13 protein-coding genes and 2 pseudogenes are annotated in these 13,042 nt (G+C 63.4%); 4 read left to right on the top strand and 11 right to left on the bottom strand.

Annotation, left to right across the window (positions count from 1 at the left end; translation table 11 throughout):
- Positions 1-74 (bottom strand): annotated as a pseudogene (locus tag MU521_RS21725) (IS6 family transposase); the annotation flags it as partial.
- Positions 75-174: 100 nt separating this feature from the next.
- Here MU521_RS21725 and ppcA point away from each other — a divergent pair.
- A complete protein-coding gene (ppcA, locus tag MU521_RS19745; protein ID WP_092695195.1) occupies positions 175-1,653 on the top strand; it encodes a phosphoenolpyruvate carboxylase in 1,479 nt (492 codons plus the stop codon).
- A gap of 232 nt (positions 1,654-1,885) precedes the next feature.
- Here ppcA and MU521_RS19750 read toward each other — a convergent pair whose 3' ends face one another.
- From MU521_RS19750 to MU521_RS19760, 3 genes are all read right to left on the bottom strand, one after another.
- A complete protein-coding gene (locus MU521_RS19750; protein ID WP_245681232.1) occupies positions 1,886-2,896 on the bottom strand; it encodes a DMT family transporter in 1,011 nt (336 codons plus the stop codon).
- A 546-nt stretch (positions 2,897-3,442) separates the two neighbouring features.
- Positions 3,443-4,108, bottom strand: coding sequence for an HAD family hydrolase (locus tag MU521_RS19755; RefSeq protein WP_092695199.1), 666 nt, complete (start codon positions 4,106-4,108; stop codon positions 3,443-3,445).
- A 576-nt stretch (positions 4,109-4,684) separates the two neighbouring features.
- Entirely contained in the window at positions 4,685-4,930 is a 246-nt protein-coding gene (locus MU521_RS19760) for a hypothetical protein (RefSeq protein ID WP_092695201.1), read from the bottom strand.
- A gap of 662 nt (positions 4,931-5,592) precedes the next feature.
- On the opposite strand from MU521_RS19760, the gene MU521_RS21540 reads away from it, so the two are divergent.
- Positions 5,593-5,715, top strand: coding sequence for a hypothetical protein (locus MU521_RS21540; RefSeq protein ID WP_281187071.1), 123 nt, complete (start codon positions 5,593-5,595; stop codon positions 5,713-5,715).
- A 206-nt stretch (positions 5,716-5,921) separates the two neighbouring features.
- Here the strand turns inward: MU521_RS21540 and MU521_RS19765 are convergent, their stop codons facing one another.
- The 6 genes and pseudogenes from MU521_RS19765 to MU521_RS19790 form a co-directional block, all read right to left on the bottom strand.
- Positions 5,922-6,233, bottom strand: a complete 312-nt coding sequence (locus MU521_RS19765; RefSeq protein ID WP_092695203.1) for a hypothetical protein — start codon at positions 6,231-6,233, stop codon at positions 5,922-5,924.
- Positions 6,234-6,381: 148 nt separating this feature from the next.
- Positions 6,382-6,924 (bottom strand): cob(I)yrinic acid a,c-diamide adenosyltransferase, encoded by a 543-nt coding sequence (locus tag MU521_RS19770; RefSeq protein WP_092695205.1) that lies wholly within the window; start codon positions 6,922-6,924, stop codon positions 6,382-6,384.
- A gap of 175 nt (positions 6,925-7,099) precedes the next feature.
- Positions 7,100-7,319, bottom strand: a pseudogene (locus MU521_RS19775) (transposase domain-containing protein); the annotation flags it as partial.
- Positions 7,320-7,358: 39 nt separating this feature from the next.
- Positions 7,359-7,745, bottom strand: a complete 387-nt coding sequence (locus tag MU521_RS19780) for a CBS domain-containing protein (protein ID WP_175452947.1) — start codon at positions 7,743-7,745, stop codon at positions 7,359-7,361.
- 535 nt (positions 7,746-8,280) lie between these two features.
- A complete protein-coding gene (locus tag MU521_RS19785; protein ID WP_092695209.1) occupies positions 8,281-8,694 on the bottom strand; it encodes a universal stress protein in 414 nt (137 codons plus the stop codon).
- Between the two features lie 314 nt (positions 8,695-9,008).
- Positions 9,009-10,226: an FAD-dependent oxidoreductase gene (locus tag MU521_RS19790; RefSeq protein WP_092695211.1), complete on the bottom strand. Its 1,218-nt coding sequence runs from the start codon at positions 10,224-10,226 to the stop codon at positions 9,009-9,011.
- A gap of 167 nt (positions 10,227-10,393) precedes the next feature.
- Here MU521_RS19790 and MU521_RS19795 point away from each other — a divergent pair, with 167 nt between their 5' ends.
- The gene (locus MU521_RS19795) at positions 10,394-10,819 is read left to right on the top strand and encodes a hypothetical protein (protein WP_092695213.1); all 426 of its coding nucleotides are present in this window, start codon (positions 10,394-10,396) and stop codon (positions 10,817-10,819) included.
- Positions 10,820-10,964: 145 nt separating this feature from the next.
- On the opposite strand, the gene MU521_RS19800 is transcribed toward MU521_RS19795, so the two are convergent.
- Positions 10,965-11,156 (bottom strand): hypothetical protein, encoded by a 192-nt coding sequence (locus MU521_RS19800; protein WP_092695215.1) that lies wholly within the window; start codon positions 11,154-11,156, stop codon positions 10,965-10,967.
- Positions 11,157-11,462: 306 nt separating this feature from the next.
- Between MU521_RS19800 and MU521_RS21545 the strand changes: the two genes are divergently transcribed.
- Positions 11,463-11,594, top strand: a complete 132-nt coding sequence (locus MU521_RS21545) for a hypothetical protein (protein WP_281187072.1) — start codon at positions 11,463-11,465, stop codon at positions 11,592-11,594.
- Positions 11,595-13,042 lie beyond the last annotated feature (1,448 nt).

Below are 13,042 nucleotides of genomic sequence, written 5' to 3' on the forward strand. Positions count from 1 at the left end.
GGTGTCGCCTCGCGTTCAACAAACTCTAAGTCGATCTGGTCGATACTACCGCCGAGGCGTGTGTTTTCGGGCACAGATCACTCAGAAAACACACCGCCTCACTCTTCATCCTTATCTGAACACCGCCCTCCCGTTTGGCTCGGGGTTTTAGTTCCTCGACGCCGATATGAGTCTATGACCGACATCCCGCGGGTGCTGAGCACACAACACCCGGACAACGCGACGCTCCCATTCTTCACCGCTGGGGACGTCATCGAGGGCGAAGACGAGATTCAGGAGGGGTACTACGTCGCCTCCCATCTCGGCTGTGACGAACAGATGTGGGACTTCGAGGGCAAGGAGGGCGACGAGTACGCGGTCAAGAAGCTCCTCTCGCGGTACGACGATTTCTTCACGGACACGCGACTCGGCGAGGACTTCCGGCTGACCATCCGGGGGCCGAACCCCGATCTTGAGGTCTCAGAGGCGAAGATACTGCTCGAAATCTTGGAGAGCATCCCGCGGTCGTTCGACGCCGCGAAGCTGTTCGCCGAGGACCGCGACATCGAGACGGTCCCACCCATCTTCGAGGTCATCATCCCGATGGTCACCGACGCCGACCAGCTCAATGCCGTCCACGAGTACTACCGGTCGTTCGTCGCCGGCAAGGGCGCGGAGACGGTCTGGGGCGATCGAACCGTCGAGGACTGGGTCGGCGAGTTCCGGCCGGCGACCATCGGCGTCATCCCGCTGATCGAACAGCGCGACGCGTTGCTCCAGGCCGACGACATCGTCGGCGACTACGCGACCGCGCAGGGACTCACCGACGTGCGCGTCTTCCTCGCCCGGTCGGACCCCGCGTTGAACTACGGCTCGCTCGCTGCCGACCTCATCAACAAAGTGAGCCTCCAACGGCTCTACCGGATGGCCGACGACCGCGACATCGACATCCACCCGATGCTCGGTGCCGGGTCCGCACCGTTCAGGGGCAACCTGACGCCCGAACGGGCCATGGCGGTCACCGAAGCCTATCCCGAGGTCGAGACGTTTACCGTCCAGTCGGCGTTCAAGTACGACTACCCCATCGAGACCGTCCGCGAGGGCATCGAAACGCTCAAACAGGCCGAACTGGGAGCGGCCCCGCCGGCGTTCGACGAGGAACGGGCACTCGACATCGTCGACCGGACGGCAACCGCCTACGCCGACCAGGTGGACGCGATCGCCTCGACGGTCAACCGGCTGTCGAGTGCGGTGCCTGACCGGCGGGCGCGCAAGCTCCACATCGGCCTGTTCGGCTACTCCCGCGAGGTCGGCGAGAACGCTCTCCCGCGGGCCATCGGCTACACTGCAGCGCTGTACAGCGTCGGCTGCCCGCCGACGCTCCTCGGATGCCACGCGCTCACCGACGAGGACCGTGCGTTCGTCCGCGACGTGTTCCCCGCGTTCTTCCAGAACCTCCGTGACGCCGCCCAATACTACAACCCGCGGTGTACCGACGTGCTCGACCTGTCCCAGGACGCGCTCGAGACGGCCGCCAATATGGTCGACGTCGACCCGGAGGAGACACACCGGGCGGCGACCGACACGGCCATCGACGCCTTCCAACAGGACGACGACGACGCGCTCAGGACGGCTATCCGCCGGGGTGCCCGCCAGCGACAGTTCCTCGGCTGACCGCGTGCCGCGGCTCGCCGGGATACCACGTCACGTCCCCAGCGGACGGCTGGCCGACACCCTCGCGTTCGTTTGCCAACCCGAGAACCGCCACCAGTCTAAAAAAGCTCACGTCGGCCGTGCGAACAGTATCGGTCGCAACCGTACTGACGACCCGTGACACGAACGACTCCGGTCTGTCATCGTCTCGCAGGTGCGCCCGCCCCGTCCAGAGTGTCCGTGCGCTGCCGTCTCAGTCGTCACGCGAGGGCGGACTCGACGGCAGGTTATCGTCCCTAAGACGCCGCCTGAACCGGACGACTTCCGCCCGGAGGGTCGCTCGCTCGACCAGTGCGAAGCCGGTGACGACCACGAGGAAGCCGACGACCGTCCAGACCGTGACCCCCGACGCCAGCAGGAGCCAGCCGAACAGGGCCGCGACGACGGGGACCACGTACGCCACGAGGTTCGTCCGGACCGGCCCGACCCGACCGATGAGGCCAAAGTAGATGGGGTATGCCACGGCGGTCGACGGGATGGCGACGACCAGCAGGCTGAGGACCGTCGCCGTCCCCATCCGCGATACGCTGCCGACCGGCTCGCCGGCTGCGAGACTGAGGCCGTGGAGCAGGACGGCACCCAGCCCCATCGCCCACGCGGTCAACGGAAGGCTGTCCATCCGGGGACCGACCCGCTGGAGGAGGACGGAGCCAAGCGCCACCGCGCTGGCGGCACCGAGAACGAGCAACTGCCCGATAGTGTTCGCGCTCGTGAGCGTCGACGGCGAGGGTTGGATCATGACGACGACACCGGCCAGCGCGACGCCGATGCCGAGTGCGCCCACCCAGGAGAGGCGGTCACCGAGCAGCCACCACGCGAACACGGGCGCGAGCACGGGGTTCAGCCCGTACATCACCGACGCCATCGCCGGCGTGGTCGGCCCCTGGCCCAGGAACAGCAGGCCGTTGTTCAGCGTGACCAGGAACAGTCCGGCGACGCCGATACCCAGGAAGTCGCCGCGGGTGCGGGGAAGCCACGACGACCGTGGCCGTGTCAGCGCGGCGTAGCCGACCAATAGGACGGCCGCGATATCGAACCGAAGGCCCGCAAAGAGCACTGGCGGCAGCTCCCGGAGCCCGGTCTTGATCGCGATGAACGACCCGCCGAACAGGACTGCCAGCAGGACGAACAAGCCGGCGTCGCGGTATCGGGCGTCGAGGACCGGCGGTGACCACGCGCGGAGACTCGACAGGCTCAGCGCCACCACCCGCTCGTCGATGTCTCAGTCATTACTCTATGAAAGGGCTGAATCATCAAGAGGGCTGTGCGGGAAGAGCTGACACGGGCCAGTTGGCTGTGTTTGACGGTCCTATGGGGCTCGATGACGCCCTGACCGACGCCGGCGAGGAGGTCGGCTTCGGGGTCGACATCGTCGCCCCCGCCCAGTGGCACTACGGGTCAGCAGCGGGCGTCTACAAGAATCGCAGTCCTGCGACGATGCGCCCGGCTATCGAAGTCCGTGACCGGCACAACAGTGCCGACCTCGCACGGACGCTGGCCGACAAAGTCGCCCAAGCGACTCCCCACTTCGAGCCAAACGAGGATGCGGCGGAAGCCGAAATCGAAGCCGTCGCTCCGTCGTTACTGGCGGTCTGTCGGCGTCTGGACAGACCCGGCCACTGGCACCGAGTCGATGGCGCACCACGAACGGGAAACTGCCCGGGCAGAGGGCCCCGTCTCCTCTACATCGGGGTGTCTCTATCACGCTGTCGCCCGCATCCGCGGGGACCCTCATCTATCGTCCGTCACCTCAGTCCGCCTCGCAGAGTCGTTCGACGACTGTGTGGAGACTCGCTACGTCGTATGTCGGTTCGACGGCCAGCGAACGGTCCGCGTTGTGTTGGCGCCGCAGGAACGCCACGTCCACACCGGCTCGGCGAGCCGCTTCGACGTCGCTCTCGCTGTCACCGACGTACAGCGGCCGGTCGATTCCGAGGTCGGTCATCGCGGCCGTGAGGTAGTCCGGTTCGGGCTTCTTGCGGTCGAGGCTCGCGAGCGTCGGGTCGCGTGCCCGTACCGTCCCGACCAGGGCCGCGAGTCCGTGGTAGGTAAGTACGTCATCGACGATCCGGGTCTGATTGTTGCTGACGACCCCGAGCGGCAGGTCGACTCCGGCGAGCGCGTCCACGTCCTCGTACGGCTGTTTTCGCCCATCACGGGTCGCCGCCCGGAGCAGCGTCTCGATCCGGTCGTCCCGGTGGCGCCACAGCGTCGCCGGGTCGACGTCGTGGGTCCGGCCCAACTGGCGCACGTCAGCAGGGTCGACGCCGATGCTGATGGCGTCCACGTCCGCCGGGTCGGGGTCGTCGATCCCCGCGGCCTCCAATGCGGCGCCGGCCGCGCGGTCGATCGCAGCCCGGTCGGCCAGCGTCACGATGACCCCGTCGTGGTCGAGCAGGAGTCCGTCGTAGCCCATCGTCCGACACTTCGGCGCTAGCCACCTGAACACACCGATTCACTCCCGTTTTCGGGACAATCGCTCCGCAGTCTCGGTCGGCGAGACGAGGCGTGCCCCGCAGCCGTCTCTGACGGGGCTGTGATGCGCCGGGACAGGGTCCGGGTCTGGGTCCGGTCGTCGAGTTACTCAGGAGAGCCTGTCATACAATAGTCCTCAACGCATATAATTCATGGAATCATTCCTGAATAGAAGTTGTGAATAGCAAATTCACGGGCTTCAACGCGAATTGAGGGCTGTACAATCGCCAGGTAGAGGGTGTGATACGTATTTTATGACACGCTGCAGGAAGCTACTGTGACAGGGGCCACGCCACAGAGGCGGTCTGCGAGAAGCTACTGGCCGAGAGAGACGGCGCCCGGCCACAGTTCCGCTACCCGTGCCGCGGTTCGGTACGGTGCCGGCAGGCCGTGTGTCGAGACGCCGTCCAACGCGACACGGAAGCCGACCACCCGAGCAGCGCATACCACGCCCTGGCCGGGAGTGACTCTCGGTACGCCGACCGAGCGCGGGTCACTGCCCGTCGAACGGGCCCGTCTAGTCTCCTGACCGGTCGCCGTCCAGGGTCGCCGCTCGCCCGGCCGCGGTCAGTCGCCAACGGCGTACGCCGCGGTGGGTGTTGAACCCTACCAGTCCCTGGCAGGCTAGCTGCTGAAGATGTGTGGTGAGGTACGGTTTCGGCGCGTCGAGGTCGGTGGCGAGGGCCACCGTCGGGACCGCACGGCGCTCACACCGTGCTAGCGCTGCGAGCACCGCGTCGCCGGTTAGCGCGTCGATTGTCATACGCGGTATAGGTGGGCCACTGACACAAAGCTGACGGGACCGACTGCGCCCGGATTCACGTCCGTCCGTGACGGAACCGAGGGACGTCACTTCTCGTCGGCTACGACGGGTCGGTCCCCGCACGCCTCGCGGTCGAGTACGCGCGACATCGACCGGCCGCCGATAATCGTCACAGTGTCGAGGAGTCCAGCCGGGGTGGCAGGCCCCTTTCTCGTGAACGACGACGACCAGTCCGGCCTCGGCGCCGTTGACGAGCCATTCGGCGCTGTGGAAGCCAGTCGTCGTTTTGTACCCTCTGTCCCCGAACATGAGTATGGGGACTGGATGTCCGCAACCGGATGCTCAAACCACTGAAGCAGGCACGAGGCTTCCCGGCAGAGGACACAATCTGTGGCTCGCTCCCATTGTTGTGGGTTCGTGGGATTATCAGTCGCCCCCAAACGTGGGTCAAGTAAAAAGCGCAGAAGCGAACCGGTCAGCTACAGGCCATCCGGCTCTGTTGGAGTCCGCAGCAACTGACACAGGCGCTGTGCTGCGTACAGAGCGCTCCAGCAGCGTGGTACAGCGGTGACGAGGCGAAAGCCCACGGCCTCAGCCGTGGGAGGCGGTCAAAACTACAACAGTCTTAATCCCTCTCATGCCCTCTATTGAACCGAGAACGCATGGAAGTCACCTGTGCTGACTGTGACGCCGAGTCGATACGGAGTACAGAATCGGTATTTAACGTCGTCTACGTCTGCCCGGACTGTGGACAGCAACTCGGCTGCGACCCGGCCAAGGAGTAGAATCTCGTGGCACATCGAGCGGCCTGTACACCCGGATCGCGAAGGCGAGTTCGGAGCAAGCGAACTGCCGAGCCTACGGTGAGTTTGCCGGGTGATGTCGACGCGGGAGCTGTCGGCGTCCATACCGCTGCTCGTTAGGACCGCGCGCTCCTCCGGTTTTGGATGGAGTATCGGAAATAATACGAGGCACTACTTGCTGCTCTTGTTCAGGAAAGTGCCGTACTCGTGACTCCGTACACGGAATCTCCTGCGTGATGGTTCATCTGTCGCTCGATCCACGGTCGAAAGTCCGCGACAGCATCCGTATCGATTGCTTCGGCAGTCAACGTCACCGTTGCTCGTGTTGGCACTGTCTCGGTGTACTCGTTCAGCATATCCTCTTTTTCGGCGGAAAGCGACTGGTACTGCAGGTCCGCTTCGACCATTGCATTCCTGAATGCGCTCGCGATGATGCTCTGCGGTTGGCTCGTTTTCGTCCCGTCGAACTCGACGGTGCAGAACAACGAGACGGAGATCATTACCGGTGCTGTGTGGCTGTTGGGTAACAGTGTATCGCTCACCGACGGTTCTCAGGTTACACACTGATCAGGCCGCGTGCATCGGGGCTCGGCCCCGTGGCGGTTCACGGGTTACGCGTCCCACGTGTCCGGAAACTGAGGCTGTCGGTCAGTACTCGATACCGACCCGAGCGCTGATTCCACGTTGAAATGGATGTTTCACCGACCCGATGTAGCTCACGTAGTCGGCCATATCTATTACCCCTGTCGGCGCCTCGCGGCCCGTGATGACCAGTTCAACCGAGTCGGCCTTGCTCTGGAGCACCGCGAGGAGTCGCTGTTCGTCGATGACCCCGATTGAGTGCAACGTCAGTATTTCATCGAGGACGACCAGATCACTCTGTCCGTCACCGAGCGTTTCGGTGGCGATATCCAGCGCAGAGTTCAACTCCTCCTGTTCCGCGTCGGAGAGGGCGTCCGCCGACTGAGCGTGCCCCGTCGGAAACTGTTTGACGACAGCGTCGTCGAGCGACATGAGCAACTGCACCTCTCCGTACTGGTTGACCTCGTTGCCGGTGCCCTTCATAAACTGGAGGAGGGTGACCGTCTGTCCGTGACCCAGCGCACGAACACACAGGCCGACCGCTGCCGTTGTTTTTCCTTTTCCAGGCCCGTGGTATAGGTGTATGAGTCCGTTCGTTTCGTCTTCCATGGCTATTGCAAACACACCCCATATCTATAAATCTTCGAGTCCGTTGAACCGCCGGTCACGCCTCAGGGGTTTGTATAGCGGTGAACGTCGGCTGATTTGACTCAGGCGGCGCTTGAAGAGACGGCTGGCACACCTGCGTCGGTCTGGAAAATGTCAAAACCAGTATTATCGAAAGACGGTCGAAGCGGACAGAGAGCGTGTAGAACCACTTTCCAATAGGGTTCCAATCGGTCGGTATAGTTGAGCCGACAGTTCGGCCCTACTCAGGTAATGGCGGTCCGGTAGCCGAGTTGACCGGCGAGGAACACCGCGTTCGAGAGATCGTGTCACTCACAGAATCCGCGCAGAAACGCAGCGGCCGGGTCGGCGCTATGGTGTCCGAACAGGTGGACATCGGGAGTCGAGTTCGTGTCGTGGTTGACTCCAGCATCCAGTCACTCGTCGCTGGCGGCCACCTCGTTGAGTAGCCCCGTCGTCGTCGAGCCGAGTTGATTCAGGATATCGGTCGTCGTAACTACCCCCTCGATTCCCTGGTCGACGACCACCAGATGCTTGATTTTGCGCTCATCGAGTCTGCGGGCAGCGGTGGACAGTGGTTGGTCCGGATGGATCGTCACCACGGGCGTCGAGGCCACGGCTGAAACAGGTTGCTCGGCTGGGGCGTCATACGTCGAGTGTCCCGCCAGGAGGTCCGTTTTGGTGACGATACCGTCTGGTGTCTCCGTGGCGAGTACGACCGAACCGACACCCTCCTCGAGTAGCTGTTCGGTTACCGCGGTGAGCGTCCGGGCAGGAGGAGCCGTTATGACGGGGGTCGACATTACTTCAGAGACCGTGCCGATAATATGACCCATGATTAATTGTTATATTTACGACGTACATAAACGCTGCCCAGCGGTGGTCCAGAATTTTGTCAGGGGCCATTGAGTGCGAAGGACTCCAGAATGTGTCGATGCGGAGAGCTCGTCGACGACTGCAGCGCGTCCCGAGAGATGTACCGCGGACGGCATACGTGCGTCCGAGGACGCCTCACCACCCACAGCGTCGGTTACCGACACGAATCGGTTCCCGACGGCACTGCAACCGAACAGCGGTCGCACACCGTGTTCTAGACGTGGGACGTCTAACGAGTCTGCGATTTACCTGCTGCGTTCGTCGTTTCCACTGAAACAGCGGGATTGCAGCCCTCGAAATGCAACCGTTCGGCTCCGAAAACTTCAAATTGGTTGACAGAAGTCGCATGCCAAACGGAGAGAGTCGGTGCAGCAGCGAACGCAGACGGCCACGCTTATACTGGCTGGTCAGTTCTCGATACCGGGACTACCTGTCCTGGCCGAGTCCTGGGCAACGTATCGCCTACGACTCCACTGTGTCAGGAACGATTGTCACTGGGACTGCTGCCTCTTGGGCGACGACGAAGCCAGTGTGTCCTTCACGAACTGTGCTCAACCGGCTTTTCGACCGGTGCCCAATTACGATATGTTCGATGCTCGTATCCTCTGCAATTTCGAGAAGCTGCTTGCCGACGGCTGTTCCCGGGCGGAGTCCACCACGACTCAGATGCTCGAGGTCGACTTCGACTGGGACGTCGACATCCGACAGCGACTCCCGAACGTTATCGCGGAACGCCTGCTCGTCGCCAGATGCAGTCTCAGTCGCCGTTATGTGGGTTACGTACAGCTCTTGACCCAACCCAACGGCCAGTTGTACTCCCACGGTTAGAACGGTCTCAAACTGAGTATCGTCGCTGACTGCGATCAGCACACCCATAGTATTGTAATGTCTTACAGCCAATAATAGTTGGCGCCGCGCTGAACCAGTTCGCGAACTGCTCAAGGCGACTGACAAGCGTGTAGAACTCGGTCGTGAGACGAGCCGGTTCGCTCGGAAACGGACCGTCGACTGCCTATCTGTGGGCCCTCCATCTATACCGTCGGTTTCTGGAGGCGGTCACGGACGGTGTCGGGTTCGGGCATCATCACACGAGCGGACGGACCCACGCTGTCGGTCGTATAGGGCGGTCGCTCAGACTGGACACCGTCGGCACGCTGTGAGTGGACGCCGACACCCGTCGGCGCATTCTCTCAGCTCACGATGTCGGCGTCCGTCGGGCCCCGGCTGTCGAACCGGGCGACGTATTCGTCCAGTCGGGCCGGGTCGTCGTGGCCGGGGAGTGGCCGGTCGGCGGTCACGCAGTCTGCGGCGACGCCGAGTCGGTCACAGACGAGGTCGGCGGTCGCCGCCGCCATCCGGCGATAGGTGGTCAGTTTCCCGCCGACGATGCTGGCCACGTTCTCGACGTCGTCCATGGCGTGGTCGAGCAGACTGTAGCCCCGCGAGATGCCGCGCCGGTCCTGCCCCGCTTCGTCCGGCGCGTAGAGCGGGCGCACACCCCACCACGTCCGCGTGATCTCGGCGTCGGCGACCGGGGGTAGCATGGCCGCGCACTCCTCGATGCAGGTCTCGACCTCCCAGTCGGCACGTTCGCAGTCGTCCGGGTCCGACGCCGGCACGCTCGTCGTCCCGAGGACGACCTCGCCGTCGTGTGGGACGACGATATCGCCATCGTCGGGGACACGACACCTGTTCAACACCGGCTCACACTGGTCGTACGCGACGGAAATCATCACACCGCGTGACGGTGCCATCGTGACCTCGAGTCCGGCCATGGCGGCTACCTGGCCGGCCCACGCGCCGGCCGCGTTCACGACGTAGTCCGGCTCGATTGTCTCGTCTGCGGTCCCGCCCAGCTGTGCCGACACGACCTGCTCGTTCCGGACACGAAGCGATTCTAACGGCGAGTGCGGGAGGATGCGCGCACCGTGGGCCGCCGCGTCGGCCGCGTTCGTCGCGACGAGTCGGGACGGGAAGACGACCGCGTCCGGGACCCACAACGCGCGCTCGACGGTCGCACTGAGTTCGGGGACGGTCTCACGGACCGCATCGGCATCGAGCAGTTCCGTCTCGATGGCGGCGTCCGCACAGGCCTCGCGCTTCCGCTCGAAGTACGCCGGGTCGTCGGCGGCGAGTTGGACGAAGAGGCCGCCGGTGTCTCGAATACAGGCACCCGCAGTCGATTTGAGGATGCGATTCTCCTGGATGCACTCCTCGGCACCGCGCAGGTCCGACTCCGCGTAACGGGCCCCGCTGTGGAGGAGACCGTGTGACCGACTCGACGTGCCGCTCGACAGACCGTCCCGTTCCGCCAGGACCACATCGACGCCGCGAAGCGAGAGATCGCGCGCGACGCCGGCACCCGTCACACCACCGCCGACCACGAGGACCGTGTCTGAGTTCGCCATGCGTGTAAATTAGCCTCCGCAGGTATCAGTCCGTGGCCGGTCAGCCCGGGTCGTCTCGCGCCCGCCCGGCGTGGACCGAGCTGGCAGGCCGGGGCGTGTCCGCGGCCCGGAGAGTCACATCATTTAGGAGTCTCTGTCCAGTACATACAGTTACCGAAATCGTTCTCATGGATACGTACCAGCAGCGGTCGGACGACCTGTCGGCGGAACCGCCCATCCAGTGTGAGGCGTGCCGGACCGCACTGTTTGTCGGCGGGCAGACCCGGGACGCGCTCTCGTTTCTCCTCGTCGACGAACTCACGGTCCCGCTCGTCGGCTGTGACGAGCACGTCGAACAGTTCGCTGCAACCTGTGGCCTCACGACTCGGGGGTCGGCCGACCTCCTCCAGCATAGGCCGGCTGGCGGCATCCAGTGTCCCAGCTGTCGGCTCGCAGTCCGGAATCCGACGCAACCGATGATTCCGGTCGCGGACGGCGCGGTTGTCGTCCCGGCGTGCCCGGAGCACCAGGCAGACACGGTCGACCGGTTCCAGATTGGGCTCCAAACGCGACACCAACTCACGACGACGCTCAACGCGTCCCGGCCGGGATGAGCTAAACGCAGTGTGACCGCACCCACGGGCCGTCGGAGGAGGCGGCACGACGCGGAGGTTGTACTCGCGCAGGAGTTTGACAAAAAATACGATTAGTGGTGCGTGTCCCGTTCGTCGGAGCGACGCCTGAGCGACGGACCGGACGTCAGCGCGAGAGCGCCGCCCTGACACGGCGGAAGGCTCGCAGCGGAGCGGCGAGCGTGGACGTCGTCGGCCGCGGCACCTCCCCGCGGTCGCGTTCGGGTGACTCGTCCGTCTCAATCTCGTCGGTCGTGTCGGTGACTGCGGTCGGTTCGTCCTCGGTCGTTCGTGTCTGGAATCGATCGCCGTGACACATAACAACGCATCGTATGGACTCGTGTGTATTGAATTTTATTATGGTCTATCATTACATTCATCGACACGGGTCAGGAAGGCGTCCGCGGCCACGGTACACCTGCCGGCCGTTCTCGGTTGTCTGATGGGGTATGCTGCGGTCTGGTCGATTCCCCACGCACAGACAGGTTCGAGGTCGCTGACGACCGTGCCCAGGTAGTAGCCGTGGTCGCGATGGTCCCGCCGGTCGCCGAGCAGAACCGGTACGGGTCGTCGAACTCGGCATAACCATAACGATTAATAATGTGGGTACAGTGTAGAAGAGTGTATGATCCGGTGTACCTGCTGTGGCGAGGACATGAACTACAACGACGAGACGACGAGGATCACCGAGTACGCCTGTCGGCAGTGTCACAACGTCGAGATTGTCAGGAAAAAGTCAGGCCGCAGTGCTGCATAAATGCCCCGACCCGACACGAGGACTGACCGACGGCAGACACGACGCCACACGCAGGCACACGTACGGTTTCGTTGAGTCGCTTCAGTCATACTTTCGGTGTCACGAGCGGCAGCGTCGCGGTGAACACGGGCATAGATCCATTGGTGCCCTCGAAATTCGACGAGGCTACGTCGGGAGAGAAATACTGAGCACTCCACAGAGCCAGCGCCTGCGAGCGCGTCGTCTGGCCTCCCGAGCGCCTCGGTGTTCTCGGTGGAGTCGACAGTGGTGTAGTGGTCGTCCTCGTCGAGCGGCGAATTGGTTGTAACGGGCAGCCGTGAGTTCCACCGAACGACCCACGACGGGCTTCCGAGTGATGCGCTGTCCAGCGGTGCGCCGCCACAGTCGGACACGTTGCGGACGGTTCGACCAACTCGTATTCGGGCCGCCGAGTGCCGCCTCAGTCGAACTCGATGTCCTGTCCCGACGAGCGCTCCATCGGTAGGCCGGCAGCGGCTGGGTCGACAACGACCAACAACGGCAGCACCACCACCGTCAGCGGGAGCGCTCTCCGCGGATTCGTTACTAGCAGCGTCCGTAGGCTTCGTCTTTTGAAAACTGTTCACCTCACTACGAATTATTACCGATACTTATCCGTGCTGTATGTTTTTTGTGTGGTATGCTTATGCCGTCACGACCAACTCCGGACGCGGAGTCCGTGCGGGTTCTGTGCCCACCGTGGGCCGAACGGTCGTCAGTCGAGTCCGTACTCGTCGAGAAACGCCTCGCCGTTGAGGTGCTCTCTGTTGTCGAAATCCTCCCACTTCAGCTCGATGGCAGCGTCGAAGTCGAGTTCGTACGCCTCTTCGAGCACTGTCTCGGTGACGGCGACAGGTCTGAGGCCTGCGCGAGTCCGCGTCGCGGTCGAGCGTGTCGAGTGTCAGTGTCGCGATCGGCTGCAGGGGTGCCCGAGAGGTGTGTTCGGACCGACTACCGAGAGTCACCGAAATAATAACACCGTTAGTAATGTTATCTCTGCGCCCCGATAATACGCGAGACTGGTCGTCTCACGCCCGTTGTCGGCTCCACACGCCGCGGTAGACAGCCTCAACGGACACCGTTCGACCGAACGAGCAGGGCATCGGTGCATCGGTAGGGGAAGTTCCCGTGGCCGTCGGAGGCAGAATATGGTAGGTCGTCGGCAGACGCTACCCGGCGACCAGCGTCGGAGCCGCTGCGGCGGATCGAGTGCCAGCGAGGTCGTCGTCGGAGTGCAGAGATAGAGTCCAGTCGGGAAACGGGCTTCGGAACTACGGTTCAGTGTGCCCGCGTGAATGCGGCCGACCGGTCCGCGTTACCCGTCAAGAGGGTTCATCGTCGCCAGTTACGGGTCGTTGACACGTGAAAACTGGGTGGCGAATTTGCGACGGGTCGAACCGCTCTGCTCGCGCGAGTTTACGAATCGAAAA

The organism is Halorientalis regularis, from assembly GCF_023698535.1.
Lineage (GTDB): Archaea > Halobacteriota > Halobacteria > Halobacteriales > Haloarculaceae > Halorientalis > Halorientalis regularis.